Here is a 15,502-nt window from a genome sequence, read left to right on the forward strand (position 1 = left end):
AGAATAGCAGAAATTTACCGGGCTCTCACGCGCCAGGCGTTCAGGCGGCATCGCCTTTGCTCATTGGCGCCAGCGCGGCGGGCAAACTTTTCCCCAGTTCCTGCACCAGTGAATCGCCACTGATTTCGCTAATGGATTTCGCGCCGGTCAGGGTCATGGCGACTTTCATCTCTTTCTCGATCAGGTCCAGCAGATTGGCGACACCCGCTTTTCCTGCCGTCGCCAGCGCGTAGAGATAGGCCCGACCCAGCAGTACGGTATCGGCCCCCAACGCAATCATACGCACGACATCCAGCCCGTTACGAATCCCGCTATCCGCCAGAATGGCGATATCGCCTTTCACCGCATCGGCAATGGCGGGCAGGGCGCGGGCGGAAGAGAGCACGCCATCGAGCTGGCGGCCGCCGTGATTCGACACCACGATACCGTCAGCGCCGAAACGTACCGCATCGCGGGCATCTTCTGGATCGAGGATCCCTTTGATCACCATTGGGCCGTCCCAGAATTCGCGTATCCACTCCAGATCTTTCCAGGAGATGGACGGATCGAAGTTATTTGCCAGCCAGCCGATATAGTCCTCAAGGCCGGTCGGTTTACCCAGATAGGCGGAAATATTGCCTAAATCATGCGGGCGACCGTTCAGGCCGACATCCCACGCCCATTTAGGGTGCATCACCGCCTGCCAGTAACGGCGCATGGCCGCGTTTGGGCCGCTCATCCCGGAGTGGGCGTCACGGTAGCGCGCGCCCGGCGTCGGCATATCCACGGTAAAGACCAGCGTGGAGCAGCCCGCCGCTTTCGCACGTTCAAGCGCGTTGCGCATAAAGCCCCGGTCACGCAGTACATAAAGCTGGAACCACATCGGGCGCTTAATGGTTGGTGCAACTTCTTCAATCGGACAGACGGAGACGGTGGAAAGGGTGAACGGAATGCCCTTTGCGTCTGCGGCGGCGGCGGCCTGTACTTCGCCGCGACGGGCGTACATGCCGCACAGACCTACCGGCGCTAATGCCACCGGCATCGACAACGTTTCGTTAAACAGGGTCGTTTCCAGGCTTAAATCGGACATATTTTTCAGCACACGCTGGCGCAGAGCGACTTGCGACAGGTCTTCCACATTTCGGCGCAGGGTATATTCCGCATACGCGCCGCCGTCGATGTAGTGGAAGAGGAAAGGAGGCAACGTGCGCTGAGCTGCGGCGCGATAATCGCTGGCTGCTGAAATAATCATGATTTATTCTCCCTGGTGATCTCATTATGGTCGCCGGGCAGGCGGGTAATACGCGCCTGGCGGGCCTGGTCTTCATCAAATCGTTTAATCGTAGTGTGGACAAAACTGAGGTGCGCCATCATCGCTTTACGCGCACCCTCGGCGTTACCGTCCAGAATGGCGTCCATCACCGCCTGGTGTTGTTCCGTCAGCTTTGAGAATACGGGCGGAACGAGATACATACGCTGGCGACTCTGTTTGACGGAGGATTGCAGGACGTCGAAGAAACCGCGCATGGTTTGCAACAGCACCACATTGTGCGAGGCTTCCGCGATCGCCAGATGAAAGCGCACGTCGGCCTGGGAGGCGAGATCCGGGTCTTCGCTGAGCGTCGCATCAAAGCAGAGTCTGATTTTCTCTTTGTCGGCAGCGGTGGCACGCATGGCGGCGTGCCAGGCCGTACTGGCTTCAATGGCGTGGCGGGCCTCCAGAATGTCGAAACTGTAGTCCGGATCGTCCGCCAGCAGGGTTTTCAGCGGTTGCACGATATTCTGTTCAGACCAGGCTTCATGCTGCCAGCGAACAAACGTCCCGCCGCCGCGACGGCTCACCAGCACGCCTTCGCTGACCAGCTTCGCCAGCGCTTCGCGTAAAGAGTTGCGTGATACGCCAAGCTGTTGAGCCAACTGGCGCTCGGCGGGCAATTTCATGCCCGCTTCCAGGTTTTGTTCTTCAATCAGCGCCCGCACGCGAGAGGCAATCTCGTCTGACAGGCGTTTTGGCATCACAATCACGGAATCATCCAGGTTAAAACATAGGCCTGAAGCGTAGTGATCACGCCCACCATACAGGTGAAGATCAGGCTGTGTTTGACAGTAAAACGGAACAGATCGGACTCTTTCCCTACCAGTCCCACCGCCGCGCAGGCGATGGCGATAGACTGCGGCGAGATCATCTTCCCGGTTACGCCTCCAGTGGTGTTCGCCGCCACCATCAGCACATCAGAGACGCCGATTTGCTGCGCCGCGGTAGCCTGTAGAGAGGCAAACAGCGCGTTAGATGAGGTATCCGAGCCGGTCAGGAAGACGCCCAGCCAGCCGAGGAACGGCGAGAAGAACGTGAAGGCGCTGCCGGTGTGCGCCAGCGCTAACGCCAGCGTAGAAGAAAGCCCGGAATAGTTCGAGATAAACGCGAACGCCAGCACCATGCCGATGGAGTAAATCGGCAACGCCAGCTCTTTCAGCGTGCTGCCAAAGGTTTGGATTGCGGCTGAGGGTTTCATTTTCAGCCAGACGATAGATAACAGCGCGGCAAACAGGATCGCCGTGCCGGTGGCGGAGAACCAGTCAAATTTATACACCGCCGCGTAAGCGGTCGCTTCGTGTACGACCGGCGGCATACGGGCGACCAGTTTATCGAGATACGGTACCGGAACGTTAATTACCCAGTCATACAGCGCGCCGCCGGGGGCAAACAGCGCTTTGAACGGCGGTATGCTCCAGAGAGTGACCGTGGCGGTCAGGAACAGGAACGGCGACCAGGCGCGAACAATTTGTCCTGTCGTATAGCGGGTACGGGCCAGCGTCTGATCGACCTGTGACGCGCCCATATCGCCGAAGCGGAAGATGCGTACCGGCTGCCAACGTTTGAGGAACAGCGTCAGGCACACCAGAGACACCAGCGAAGAGATAATGTCCGGCAGTTCCGGCCCGATAAAGTTGGAGCTGAGATACTGGGCGATAGCAAACGAACCGCCAGAGACCATCACCGCAGGCCAGGTTTCTTTCACGCCGCGCCAGCCGTCCATAATCGCCATAATCCAGAACAGCACGATAATGGTCAGGAACGGTAGCTGACGACCGACCATCTGACCGATTTCAAAGCTGTCCAGGCCCGTGACCTGTCCGGCAACCAGAATCGGGATCCCCATCGCGCCAAAGGCGACAGGCGCGGTGTTTACAATCAGGCACAGCCCTGCCGCATACAGCGGATTAAAGCCCAGACCCACCAGCAGCGCGGCGGTTATCGCCACCGGCGCGCCGAAACCCGCCGCGCCTTCAAGGAACGCGCCGAAGCAGAAGCCGACAATCAGCATTTGCAGACGTTGATCGGGGGTAATCGACAGAATTGACGAGCGAATAATGTCAAACTGCCCGGTCTTGACCGAAATTTTATAGACGAAGACCGCGGCGATGATTATCCAGGCAATCGGCCATAGCCCGTAGAAGAAGCCATACACGACCGATGCCAGCGCGTGATCGACCGGCATTTTATAGAACAGCAGCGCGACGGCGAGCGCGATAACCACCGTCCACGAAGCGGCAACGTAGCCTTTCAGCTTGAGTTTAATCAGGGCGAAAAAGAAGAACAGGATTGGGAGCGATGCGATCAGGCTGGAAAGCCAGATATTACCCGCCGGGTCATAGTTTTGTTGCCAGAGGTTCATTGCAGGTCTCCTGAGAACCACACGCATAATGGGATGAATCTTTGCTCATCTCGTTGAAGTCACATTATGTGTAAAAGTGGTCCTGCCAATATTGTTGTGTATGGATAATGACAACAAATAGTTAACCAGATGTTATTTATTGGCAACGGTATTGTAGAGTTAATTTAGTGAAATGTGAGTAGGCTGTGGTAACGGGCTAAAATTGGTAGGGCCAATTGAGGGGAGAGGACAGCAAAGGGAAGTGAAAAGGCAATGGCATTATGCCATTGCCTTTGATGTCGGGAGTGTTGTTACTTCATTACCACTGGAAGCCCGCGCCAATGGCCGCAGAGTAATCGCCCTGGCTGTTGCTGGTTCCTTGCAATTTATACACCCAGCCCCCGCTTTCACTTACCATGGAGACACCAATGGCGACGGCACTTTCACCATTAAACGTACCGCCAGCAATCGAGGTCATGTTGGCGCCCGGGGCGTAGGCTTGTGGCAGACCGGCCATCGCCATCGCTGAAGCGATACCGCCGCTCATCTTGTTTTCTACGCCTTTGATTTTGCTGTTCATTTCACCCATTTTCTGGTCGGTATAGGTGTTTGCTTCTTCGACGCTGCGTTTCAATTGCGCATAGTTAACCGCATCCGTATCATTCACCGCCGCTGAAACATTGCCGATCCGAGTGGTACCGCCACTCCCGTCTCCCAGGTTGAGCACGCTATAGTTAACCGAGCCATCTGCATTGGTTTCATAACGCACGGAGCCTGCTTCTGAGGCTTTCAGTTGCGCCACATTAACCGCGTCAGTGTTGTTCACCCCTGCGGCAACGTTGGTAATACGGCGTTGTTGAGTAGAAGAGCCGACAGACACAGTATTAGCTTCATCTGCGACGGAATTTGTGCCTAACGCCACGCTGTTTTCAGCGGCAGCAATAGAGCCAGAGCCAATCGCGACGCTGTCCGCACCCTGGGCATTTGCATCTACGCCATCGGTGTTGGTCTTGAAGTACTTGGTGCTACCGGTAGTGACGATATCGCCAATACCGTTTTCAATATTGGTGACGCGAGTATCAAGACTACTCACCTGCGTGTTCAGGTTATTGATGCTTTCGGTATTCGCGGCAACACGGCTGTCGGTGACTTTCAATTGACCAACGTTAACGGCATCGGTATCTGCCGAACCCGCCGCGACGTTAGTGATCTGACGTTGACCGTCTTCACTGCCGACAGAGAACTCACCGACAGAGTTCTGCGGTGTGTCCATGTTGTAGGCGGTGTAGTCAGTCTGTGCGCCGCGAGTGGTCTGAGAACCATTACCCATTGCAATACTGTTTGCATGGTAGGCGCGTGCGTTAGAACCGATAGCAATACCGTTGATGGCATCAGCCATCACCAGTGTATTCAGACCAATACCAATACCTGCATCAGCATTGACGATGGTCTTCGCACCCATTGCCAGTGAGTCAGTTCCGACAGCCAGTGAATCTTCTTCCGTTGAGTTTGCGTGGTAGTACTTGGTCGGTGTAGTAGTGACCGCACCAATGGCATTTTGTAACTGACGAACTGTTACCGCATCTTGCGCTTCAGAGCCGTCCGCAACGTTGGTAATTTGACGATAGCTTTCTCCATCCGTCCCCAATGACAACGCGCCCAGCAACTCTCTGTCTGTTGTATTGTAGCCAATGACAACGCCATCGCTTGTTACGCTCGTTGTTTGTATACCTGATGAAATCGCGCGGTTGGAGGTGGAGCCACTGCCCAAAGCGATACTGCCATCAATGCTACTGCTGCTGTTTTGGCCAAGAGCCAGACTGCCAGCGCCAGAGGCGACGGCGTCGTAACCTACTGCCGTTGCGCCGTTACCCGTTGCGTATGCATCCTGGCCTTCAAGCCCGTTATCATTCGTACGGATGTATTTCACGCCGGTACCATTTTCCGTGATATAGGTTTCGCTGGTATCGCCGGCTAGTTGGCTAATAGATTCATTATACTGAGAAATCAGCATGTTAGTTTCATAAAGCTGAGAGCCATTAACGGCGTCAGTACTGTCACTGGCGATTTCACCTGCTGCTACATTGGTTATCTTATTGGTACCGCTGGTACCGTGGCTGGCGCTGAACGCACCCTCTTCGTCATCCCAGCTCAGTGCATCGGTACCAAGATTGGTGATGGACGTATTGATATCCGCGATAGCAGAGGTGTTTTGATCCACCTTCTGGTTGGTTTCATACAACTGTGAGCCGTTTACCGCGTCTGTACTGTCCTCAGAAAGCGCCCCGGCGGCGACATTGGTTATTTTACTGGTGCTTCCACCGTGGTTTGCGCTGAAAGCGCCGATGTCTTCGTCCCATAACAGAGCGTTATCAGTGAGGCCGGTAATGGACGTATTAATGTCGGAGACAGAAGTATTCAGGTTCTCAATCGCGGTGCTGTTCTGAGTGATGTTAGTGGTATTGGCGGCGATATCGGTCGTGTTCTGATCCACTTTTTCATTGGTTTCGAACAGCTGCGAGCCGTTAACCGCGTCGGTACTTTCTTCAGACAGCTCTCCGGCAGCAACGTTGGTGATTTTGTTTGTCGTACTACTTCCGTGGCTGGCAGAGAACGAACTTGTTGTTTCATTCCAGCTCAGATTGTCAGAGCTAAGATTGGTGATGGACGTATTAATATCTGCGATAGCAGAGGTGTTTTGATCCACCCTCTGGTTGGTTTCATACAACTGGGAGCCGTTCACCGCGTCTGTACTGTCCTCAGAAAGGTCCCCGGCGGCGACATTGATGATTTTACTGGCGCTTCCGTTGCGGTTAGCGCTGAATGCGCCAGAGACTGCATCCCACAACAGGGCATCGTCAGTGAGCGTGGTAACTGAGTTGCTCAGGTTGTTGATACTGGTGGTGTTGGTGGCGATATCAGTGGTGTTCTGATTGATGCTGGTTGTATTGGCAGCGATATCAGTGGTGTTCTGAGACACATTTTCATTGGTGGCAAACAATTGTGAGCCGTTAACGGCGTCGGTGCTGTCCGAAGCCAGGGTACCCGCCGCCAGATTGGTGATTTTGCTGTCGCTTCCGTTGTGGTTAGCGCTGAATGCGCCAGAGGCTGCATCCCACAACAGGGCATCGTCGGTGAGCGTGGTGACGGAGTCGCTCAGGCTGTTGATATTGGTGGTGTTGGTGGCGATATCAGTGGTGTTCTGATTGATGCTGGTCGTATTGGCGGCGATATCGGTTGTGTTCTGAGACACATTTTCATTGGTGGCAAACAACTGAGAGCCGTTAACGGCGTCGGTGCTGTCAGCGGCCAGGGTACCCGCCGCCAGATTGGTGATTTTACTGTCGCTTCCGTTGTGCTTAGCGCTGAATGCGCCAGTGTCAGCATCCCAAAGCAGGGCATCATCGGTAAGGCCGGTGATGGAATCGCTCAGATTGTTGATATTGGTAGTGTTGGTGGCAATATCAGTGGTGTTCTGATTGATGCTGGTCGTATTGGCGGCGATATCGGTTGTGTTCTGGTTAATGCTGTCGGTATTAGCGGTAATATCGGCAGTGTTTTGGTTGATGCTGTCGGTATTGGTGGCGATATCAGCAGTGTTCTTATCCACTTTCTCATTTGTATCAAACAACTGAGAGCCGTTAACGGCGTCGGTGCTGTCTGCGGCCAGGGTACCCGCCGCCAGATTGGTTAACTTGCTGTCGCTTCCGTTGTGCTTAGCGCTGAATGCGCCAGAGGCTGCATCCCACAACAGGGCATCGTCGGTGAGCGTGGTGACGGAGTCGCTCAGGCTGTTGATATTGGTGGTGTTGGTGGCGATATCGGTTGTGTTTTGGTTAATGCTGTCGGTATTGGCAGCAATATCAGTGGTGTTCTGCGTCACATTGGCGTTGGTTGCAAATAGCTGAGAGCCGTTAACGGCGTCGGTGCTGCTTTCTGATATGGCTCCGTTACCAACGTTGACAATTTTGCGCTTTAGGGCATCACTCCCTACAGAAACTACGTTTTCTTCGGTCGCTGTAGAATTGCTCCCTATCGCGACGGAATTTTTTGCAGAGGTTACCGCCCCACTACCGAAGGCAATGCCATTTGCCGCATCTGACGTTACGGATGTATTGTAACCGAAAGCCATGCTATCCAGAGATGCGGCATTCGCCCCTAATCCTACCGTCAGGCTTCTTTCTGCTGATGATACGGTATCGCGTCCAAGCGCTATTGAATTTTTCCCTGAGGCATTTGCATTTGTTCCCAGTGCGATGGCGTAAAGATTTGAGGCAACTGCGTTTGTACCTACTGCCATAGAGTATTTAGCCGTAGAAGTGGTATGTGCACCTGCCCCTAGCGCCACTGAGCCTATACTCTCAGCAAGGCTATATCCGCCCAACGCAGTGCTGGAAGCCCCAGATGCCTTACTATAGTAACCTATTGCAATACCGGCACCCGCTACATATCCTTTGGACGGATCTTCTGCGACCTTTTCTTTAGTTGTTATTGTTGAATCAGCTTCGGCGCCTTCGCCAATGGCTATCCATCCATTCTCAGTGCCGATCCCTTTCCCTGTATCGTTCCCAGCATTGGCCAGTGCGTCCGCAGAAACCATAATGCTGCTAAGACTGATGAGTGCGGAAACCGCCAGCTTTCTGCGGCCGCTTTTTTTGCCGCGGCTTTTTGCGGTTTCGCTGGTGACAACAAATGTTCCCGTAGCGGCATTCCAGAGGACTCTAAATATTCTGTTCATGAATAAGTGCTTTCCTTTTCTAAAATAATTGTATCAATGGCTATTATTTTTTTGGCTTCTTTTTCGTATCATTAATAGGTTGTATGCTGTCGAATATGACATTCTCCATGTTAATACCTATTTTTAGATACTTAAGATTATTGGGCGATACGCCTTTTAATGTTAGCGTGACGTTTGTCCATGCTCCCGGTAAGAGTTCGATTGTCGAATCCATTTTTGTGTTGAGCAGGAGTTGTCGCCAGCGAGGCAGATCTTTTGCCTCGGAAGGTTTTTTCGTACCCCATGTCATATTAAACGCAAGGTTTGATACGGGAATGCTGAGTAAGTTAACTAAATCAAGATGAATAACACTTCCATTATCTATTGGCTCAATAGATAGAATACGCCCGGCTAATCCGATATTGCCGTTGTTAATAATAAAATAGTGCGTTTGTGATGGGTCCAGTTCTGTATAGTCGAATAGCCGTTGTTTGCGTTCAACGCGGCCAACGACTTCGGCGACCTTTTGAGTCGTGTTGATAACCGTAGCTTGTTGTTTTTCTAGCAAATTTATCTTTTCTTCTTGTTCTTTTTGTTGTTTTTCTAACAGGTTTATCTTTGTTTCTTGTTCTTTTTGTTGTTTTTTCAGCTCTTCAACAAGGTGTTTATCTGCAAAGTAGTCACAACCAGATAAAAAGAATGTGAATCCCAAAGCAAGCAGGGGGATAAATTTTCCATTTTTGTGCATATAAAATATCCTTGTTAATAATTTATATAATATAAATAGTTAACCTGTTATTTATACAGCTAACTCATCATTTTGCGAGCATTGCCAATAACCATAATATATGGTTATAACTAAAACATTCATTGTTTCTATAGGAGTGTGCAAATACCCGACGTTGTTTATCAATTACTCATAGCAATGCTTTATAAAAATATAATTATAATGTTTATGTATGGGGATTTTTTTCAGGGATGATAATGTTATTTAATTTTGCGGGTCAATCATATTCTGCGGGATATAAGAAAAGAGGATGAAAAAAATTCATTGTATAAATACAAACAGGCATGATAGTGGAATTTTTCATCCTGAAAAAGCAGGGACTATCGTTAAAAATGAACTTGTATATAAGCGGTGTAAATAGTTCCATGAAAAATTCGGAATATAGCCCGATGCTCTCAAGACACCCTCCGTACAACGGGTGTCCTGAGAGCCTGTGATGCGGAAGGTTTAGAACTCGCTCTTCGCGAAGCCTGTCATCTCTTTGAGCCCCATTTCCCGGCCCAGCGCCGTCATCGGGTGGACCACGATCAGGCCGCGTACGCTTTTTTTGAGTTTGCCCATATCGGCCTGTTCTTTTTTAGTGATCGCGCGGCGAAACGGCAGGTTCATCAGCTTCTGCGCTTCTTTACTCAGTTTCTGGCTGTGTACTTCGCGCAGACGGATAATTTCTGCTTCCAGCGTCTCTTTTTCTTTTTCCAGCTCCGCGTATTTATCGGCGGATTCAACCAGAGAGAGACCTGCCTGCTGGTGGCGAATAGCATCAAGACGATCGCTCAGGCGTTTAATTTCGTTTTTTTCGACTTCTTTCATGGGATAGCTTCTGATAGAAATGGGATAGATACCTTATAGTATGCGCGCAGTGAGTGATTCTTCACAACTCATGACGTAAAGATAATCAATTATGGCAAGTATTACACTGCTCACTATTTAATTATCTCGTTGAGAATAAAATCCTTTTTGTCGAAAGAAAAGATGAAGCGCCCTTTTGTCGGCAAGAAAAGCGATTAAGCACATTTTCCTCAATGACAACGCTAAATTGATCCTAAACTCAAATAAGCGACCGCGGGAGTCAGACGCGGGTCCCACATGGAGGATCTATCATGGCAAAAATAGGTGAGAACGTACCACTTCTTATTGATAAAGCCGTCGATTTTATGGCGTCCAGCCAGGCGTTCCGTGAATACCTGAATAAAACGCCGCCGCGTGATTATGTTCCTTCCGAAGTGCCGTCGGAGAGCGCGCCCATTTATTTGCAGCGTCTGGAATATTACCGACGGCTGTACCGACCAAAAGAAGAAGAAAGAGGTTAACGGCGGGATTTACTTTTGAAAGGCCTTTTTTAAGCTGATTTTAGAAATCAGCTCGGTCAGAGAGAGAACCATCGTCGAACGCACCGCCTGCTGGTAGCGCTGAATTTGCATGGCGTAGAGCGCCGCGTCGGACGTATCAAAATGCGGCGGCGGCGGTAGCGCCATGACGCAGTGCAGTTCGCCAAACGGCCCGAGGATTTCATCGTCGGTAAAGGCGTACTCATTGCCGTCGTGATTCAGCTCTTCGCGCAGCGCCATTAACAGCTCCGCATCTTCATATTCGGTGCGGCTGAGTACGCCCAGACCATAGATAAGTTTCAGACGTACCGAAAGATCGCCCAGCGGCCCGTCGCCGTCCAGCAACGGTTCCACAGCGTATTTCACCGCATAGTCGTCTTTGCGAAACACCTGGAGCACCAGAATATTCACCGCCTCGGTCAATAACTCGACGGCGGTAATCAGGAAGCTCCGTACGGTTTTGCCAGCATTCAGACGCTCAAGCACACGATTTTCAAAGGCTTGGGTTTGTTCCATTATTGCCTGCATATCTGACAATCTGTTATTTGGGCGCAGGCTAACCTGCGCCGGATTCTGCGTCATTTGGTCGCGTTATATGCGTTAACCGCCTCCGCCACCACATCGCTATTGGCATCCAGCCCGGAAATTTGCGCCAGCGCGGCCTGCGGGCCTTTTTCGGTAATCAGAGCCGCCAACTCCTGCGCCTGCGGATCTTCATCACTACGGAAATGCATCGCCGCCGCGATCCCTTTGACCAGATTTACATGCGGCAGACCATATTCCAGGGTGCCAAGCAGCGGTTTGATCAGACGGTCGCCCGCGCTGAGTTTGCGTAGCGGCTGACGACCTACGCGTTCGACGTCATCTTTCAGATACGGGTTTTCAAAACGACCGAGGATTTTCTGAATGTATGCCGCATGTTTGTCGGCATCAAAACCGTAGCGTTTGATCAGCACCGCGCCGCTTTCTTCCATCGCGCCTTTCACCACCGCACGAATACTCTCATCGAGAATGGCGTCGCGAATGGTTTGATGACCGGCTAATTTGCCGAGGTACGCGGTTATAGCATGACCCGTGTTCAGCGTGAAGAGTTTACGTTCGACAAATGCCATCAGGTTATCCGTTAACTCCATCCCCGGGATGTTTGGCAACGCGCCTTTAAACTGGGTTTTATCGACGATCCACTCGCTGAAGGTTTCTACCGTCACTTCCAGCGGATCGTTGGTCGCAGAAGCAGATGGCGGCACAATACGGTCAACGGCGGAATCGACAAAACCGACGTGCTGTTCAACCCAGGCTTTATCGCCATCCGCCAGCGCGTTCATCACATGGCCTTTCAACTGTGTTGTGCCGCGTACCATGTTTTCACAAGCGATGATATTCAGCGGGGCATCCACGCCCTGCGCCTTACGTTTTACCAGCCCTTTAGCGATGGCCGGAGCGATACGCTCAAGCACAACCGGACCCACGGCAGTAGTGATTAAATCAACGTGGGCAATCAGGTCGACAACATCATCGCCGATGCTGCTGACAGCGTTGACGCCGGAAACCGTATCCACCTGCTCATTTTCACCCACAACATGAACCTGATAGCTATGACGGGCATTCAGGGCATTGAGTACGACCTGGTTTACATCCGCAAACGTCAGTTGTATCCCCGCGTCAGCCAGCAGTTTGCCGATAAAGCCACGACCGATATTACCTGCGCCAAAATGTAATGCTTTCATAGTATTAACCTTCATTAATGTTTTTACCCGAGAGGGCTGGGGTGAGGGACTGCATAGATTTCCCCTCAACCTAACCCTCTCCACAAGGGAGAGGGTATCGCCTTCATATTTCGAACTGCAGATGCGTTGGCTCTCCTCGCTCACCCCAGTCACGTACTTATGTACGCTCCTGGGGATTCACTGCGTTGCCGCCTTCCTGCAGCTCGAACTATTTTGGGGATACTTAACTGTTAAGCTTTTTTACCTGCCAGCAGTTCCAGCACTTCATCCACGCTGGTGGTGTGCGCCAGACGTTCGATTACGGATTCATCATCCAGCGCGTTGGTCAGGCTGGTGATGACCTGGATGTGCTCATTATTACGAGCGGCGATACCAATGACCAGACGGGCAATATCGTCTTCTTCTTCACCGAAGCGTACGCCTTCCGGATACTGGCAGAACACCACGCCGGTTTTCAGCACGCGATCTTTCGCTTCCACTGTACCGTGCGGTACTGCGATGGATTCACCGAGGTAAGTCGGCGTCAGCTTTTCGCGGTCCAGCATCGCCTCGACGTATTCCGGCTCAACATAGCCGCCTTTCACCAGTTGTTCACCGGCAAAGCGAATCGCCTCTTCTTTGTTAGCGGCTTTACGGCCCAGGAAGATATTCTCCGCACCCAGTTTGAACAGGTTGTTATCACCCTCCTCAAAGCTGTCTTTCAGATGGTCGCGTACTTTCTCTTCATTAGTATTGTGGCGCTGTGCGGCAACCAGACGTTCGGTCAGGCTGGTGTACAGGCCGCTATCCAGGAAGTTGGTCAGCGAAATATGCTGCGCCTGCGGTACCTGACGCATCGCGCGCTCGGTAAGGTCACGGTGAGTAATGACCAGATCCACATCCGGCGGCAGATTGTTAATGGCGCTGTTGGTGACGGAGATCTGGCTCAGGCCCGCATCCTGTACTTTCTTACGCAGTACCCCTGCGCCCATCGCGCTGGAACCCATACCGGCATCGCAAGCCACGATGATTTTACGCACATGGCTCAGGTCGTTGGTCACGTCGCCAGCCGCTAGCGGAGAGGCGCCTTTAGATTCCGCTTTCATGTCATGCATACGACGGGTGGCCGCTTCAATGTCATCTTCTTCTTTCACTTTGCTGGTTTTCAGCAGAATTGCAGAAACCACGAAGGAGACTGCCATTGCCGCCACGATGGCAGCGATGTTAGCGAAGTAAGCGCCTTTTGGCGTCATCGCCAGTACCGCCAGAATGGAGCCAGGAGAGGCCGGAGAAACCAGACCGCCGTTCAGGATGGTCAGGGTAAATACGCCAGTCATACCGCCAAGGATAACGGCCAGAATCAGGCGTGGGTTCATCAGCACATACGGGAAGTAGATCTCATGGATACCGCCCAGGAAGTGGATAATTGCCGCGCCGCCCGCAGACTGTTTAGCGCTGCCGCGACCGAAGAACATGTACGCCAGCAGGACGCCCATCCCTGGACCCGGGTTAGCTTCAATCAGGAAGAAGATGGATTTACCCATCTCATGGGACTGCTGGATACCCAGTGGTGAGAAGATGCCGTGGTTAATCGCGTTATTGAGGAACAGGATTTTCGCCGGTTCAACAAAAATGGACGCCAGCGGCAGCATATCGTGCGCCACCATGAAGTTAACGCCCGCCGCCAGAATTTTGGACAGGACTTCAACCGCCGGACCAATACCGAGGAACGCCAGGATGGCGAGGATCATACCGATGATGCCAGCGGAGAAGTTGTTCACCAGCATCTCAAAACCGGATTTGATCTTACCGTCTACCCAACTGTCGAATTTCTTAATGCAGTAGCCGCCTAATGGACCGGCGATCATTGAGCCGAGGAACATCGGCATATCCGCGCCGACAATAACGCCCATGGTAGTGATAGCGCCCACCACGCCGCCGCGTTCGCCGCCAACCAGACGACCGCCGGTATAACCGATGAGCAGCGGCAGCAGGTAGGTGATCATCGGACCAACCAGTTTCGCCAGCGTTTCGTTAGGCAACCACCCTGTTGGAATAAATAATGCGGTGATAATACCCCACGCAATAAACGCGCCGATATTAGGCATCACCATATTGCTGAGGAATCGACCAAAGCTTTGCACTTTGATCTTAATATCGGATGACATAAAAACACCCCTTCTTATGTTGCTGTCGCGCAGGCTGAAAGCCCGAGGTTTGTTAATGTAGCGGCAGAGGTAGCCGGACCCTGTAGTGTAGATACTGCGCAATCTGGCACTGAATCGTTCAACTGTCCAGACAGGGACAATTTATGTGATTTGTGTCACATAAATATAGGGGGTAGAGAGGTAATTGATGTGATATTGATCACAAAGTGGCTGTGTAAAAAAACAACGAATCTAATTTTTAGCCCTTAAAAGACCATTTTATGTGAGATATTTCACATTTTTATTTTGGAGCTTTGTTGAATTTTTGTGATCCTCTTCACAAGAAATTTTAAGCCCGGGTAACGCCAATACGATCCGGCAAACATTTTGTCGCGAGCTCACTCACGTTATGTCATTCAGCAACCTCCTTTTGCGTCTCTTTTCGTCTTATTTGAGCCATACTATGATTTTTACTGGTTGGCAAAAAGGACACGGCATGAAACTCATCGGTAGCTACACCAGCCCTTTTGTGCGCAAAATCTCTGTTCTGCTGCTCGAAAAAGGCATTACCTTCAAATTTATTAATGAACTACCCTACGAGGCGGATAACGGCGTGGCGCAATACAACCCTCTGGGTAAGGTGCCAGCGCTGGTGACGGAGAAAGGCGAGTATTGGTTCGATTCGCCGATCATCGCGGAATATATTGAACTGCTGGATATCGCGCCAGCGATGCTCCCGCGTGACCCGATGGCAGCGCTTAAAGTTCGCCAGCTTGAAGCGTTGGCTGACGGCATTATGGATGCAGCGTTGGTTTCTGTACGCGAACAGGCGCGTCCGGCGGCGCAACAATCGGAAACGGAACTGCTGCGCCAGCGGGAAAAAATCAACCGCAGCCTGGATATGCTCGAAAGTTATCTGAGCGACGGGACGCTAAAAACGGATACGGTCAATCTGGCGACTATCGCGATTGCCTGTGCGGTAGGCTATCTCAACTTCCGCCGGGTCGCGCCTGGCTGGTGCGTTAGCCGCCCCCACCTGGTCAAACTGGTCGAAACGCTTTTTCAACGCGAAAGCTTTGCCCGCACCGAAGCGCCAAAGGCTTGACGCGCATTATGTCCGCCTGAGCAAACTCACGTTACAATCCCCCTTATGTCGATATCCCTCTCCCGCCAGGAGAGGGC

The 15,502-nt window shown here is 51.9% G+C and carries 11 protein-coding genes; 2 read left to right on the forward strand and 9 right to left on the reverse strand.

Features of this window, described 5'->3' with window-relative positions:
• Positions 1–40: 40 nt before the first annotated feature.
• The 6 genes from lldD to NA330_RS16120 form a co-directional block, all read right to left on the reverse strand.
• Entirely contained in the window at positions 41–1,231 is a 1,191-nt protein-coding gene (gene lldD / locus NA330_RS16095) for a quinone-dependent L-lactate dehydrogenase (protein WP_000586988.1), read from the reverse strand.
• Entirely contained in the window at positions 1,228–2,004 is a 777-nt protein-coding gene (gene lldR / locus NA330_RS16100) for a transcriptional regulator LldR (protein WP_023241776.1), read from the reverse strand. Before lldR ends, lldD begins: the two co-directional genes overlap by 4 nt.
• A complete protein-coding gene (lldP, locus tag NA330_RS16105) occupies positions 2,001–3,656 on the reverse strand; it encodes an L-lactate permease (protein WP_001055308.1) in 1,656 nt (551 codons plus the stop codon). The genes lldR and lldP overlap by 4 nt, the downstream gene beginning before the upstream one ends.
• 298 nt (positions 3,657–3,954) lie before the next feature.
• A complete protein-coding gene (gene sadA, locus NA330_RS16110) occupies positions 3,955–8,373 on the reverse strand; it encodes a trimeric autotransporter adhesin SadA (protein WP_023241777.1) in 4,419 nt (1,472 codons plus the stop codon).
• A 43-nt stretch (positions 8,374–8,416) separates the two neighbouring features.
• Positions 8,417–9,100: a DUF3251 domain-containing protein gene (locus tag NA330_RS16115; protein WP_000549450.1), complete on the reverse strand. Its 684-nt coding sequence runs from the start codon at positions 9,098–9,100 to the stop codon at positions 8,417–8,419.
• A gap of 486 nt (positions 9,101–9,586) precedes the next feature.
• A complete protein-coding gene (locus tag NA330_RS16120) occupies positions 9,587–9,949 on the reverse strand; it encodes a YibL family ribosome-associated protein (protein WP_000665687.1) in 363 nt (120 codons plus the stop codon).
• Positions 9,950–10,239: 290 nt separating this feature from the next.
• On the opposite strand from NA330_RS16120, the gene NA330_RS16125 reads away from it, so the two are divergent.
• Positions 10,240–10,449 carry a hypothetical protein gene (locus NA330_RS16125; RefSeq protein ID WP_001062558.1) on the forward strand — a complete coding sequence of 70 codons (210 nt, stop codon included), beginning with the start codon at positions 10,240–10,242 and terminating at the stop codon, positions 10,447–10,449.
• Positions 10,450–10,458: 9 nt separating this feature from the next.
• Here the strand turns inward: NA330_RS16125 and mtlR are convergent, their stop codons facing one another.
• From mtlR to mtlA, 3 genes are all read right to left on the reverse strand, one after another.
• A complete protein-coding gene (gene mtlR / locus NA330_RS16130) occupies positions 10,459–11,049 on the reverse strand; it encodes a mannitol operon repressor MtlR (RefSeq protein ID WP_000193201.1) in 591 nt (196 codons plus the stop codon).
• Positions 11,046–12,194 (reverse strand): mannitol-1-phosphate 5-dehydrogenase, encoded by a 1,149-nt coding sequence (mtlD, locus tag NA330_RS16135; RefSeq protein ID WP_023241778.1) that lies wholly within the window; start codon positions 12,192–12,194, stop codon positions 11,046–11,048. The genes mtlR and mtlD overlap by 4 nt, the downstream gene beginning before the upstream one ends.
• A 230-nt stretch (positions 12,195–12,424) precedes the next feature.
• Positions 12,425–14,341, reverse strand: coding sequence for a PTS mannitol transporter subunit IICBA (gene mtlA, locus NA330_RS16140; RefSeq protein WP_000093287.1), 1,917 nt, complete (start codon positions 14,339–14,341; stop codon positions 12,425–12,427).
• A gap of 475 nt (positions 14,342–14,816) precedes the next feature.
• Here mtlA and NA330_RS16145 point away from each other — a divergent pair, with 475 nt between their 5' ends.
• On the forward strand, positions 14,817–15,425 hold the full coding sequence (locus tag NA330_RS16145; RefSeq protein ID WP_023241779.1) for a glutathione S-transferase: 609 nt from the start codon (positions 14,817–14,819) through the stop codon (positions 15,423–15,425).
• Positions 15,426–15,502: the final 77 nt, after the last annotated feature.

It is taken from the genome of Salmonella sp. NW722 (genome assembly GCF_051702785.1).
GTDB classification, from domain to species: domain Bacteria; phylum Pseudomonadota; class Gammaproteobacteria; order Enterobacterales; family Enterobacteriaceae; genus Salmonella; species Salmonella enterica.

Coding starts and splice junctions, on each gene's coding strand:
- lldD (WP_000586988.1), bottom strand. CDS start 1,231: ATGATTATTTCAGCAGCCAGCGATTATCGCGCCGCAGCTCAGCGCACG.
- lldP (WP_001055308.1), bottom strand. CDS start 3,656: ATGAACCTCTGGCAACAAAACTATGACCCGGCGGGTAATATCTGGCTT.
- sadA (WP_023241777.1), bottom strand. CDS start 8,373: ATGAACAGAATATTTAGAGTCCTCTGGAATGCCGCTACGGGAACATTT.
- NA330_RS16115 (WP_000549450.1), bottom strand. CDS start 9,100: ATGCACAAAAATGGAAAATTTATCCCCCTGCTTGCTTTGGGATTCACA.
- NA330_RS16120 (WP_000665687.1), bottom strand. CDS start 9,949: ATGAAAGAAGTCGAAAAAAACGAAATTAAACGCCTGAGCGATCGTCTT.
- NA330_RS16125 (WP_001062558.1), top strand. CDS start 10,240: ATGGCAAAAATAGGTGAGAACGTACCACTTCTTATTGATAAAGCCGTC.
- mtlR (WP_000193201.1), bottom strand. CDS start 11,049: ATGACGCAGAATCCGGCGCAGGTTAGCCTGCGCCCAAATAACAGATTG.
- mtlD (WP_023241778.1), bottom strand. CDS start 12,194: ATGAAAGCATTACATTTTGGCGCAGGTAATATCGGTCGTGGCTTTATC.
- mtlA (WP_000093287.1), bottom strand. CDS start 14,341: ATGTCATCCGATATTAAGATCAAAGTGCAAAGCTTTGGTCGATTCCTC.
- NA330_RS16145 (WP_023241779.1), top strand. CDS start 14,817: ATGAAACTCATCGGTAGCTACACCAGCCCTTTTGTGCGCAAAATCTCT.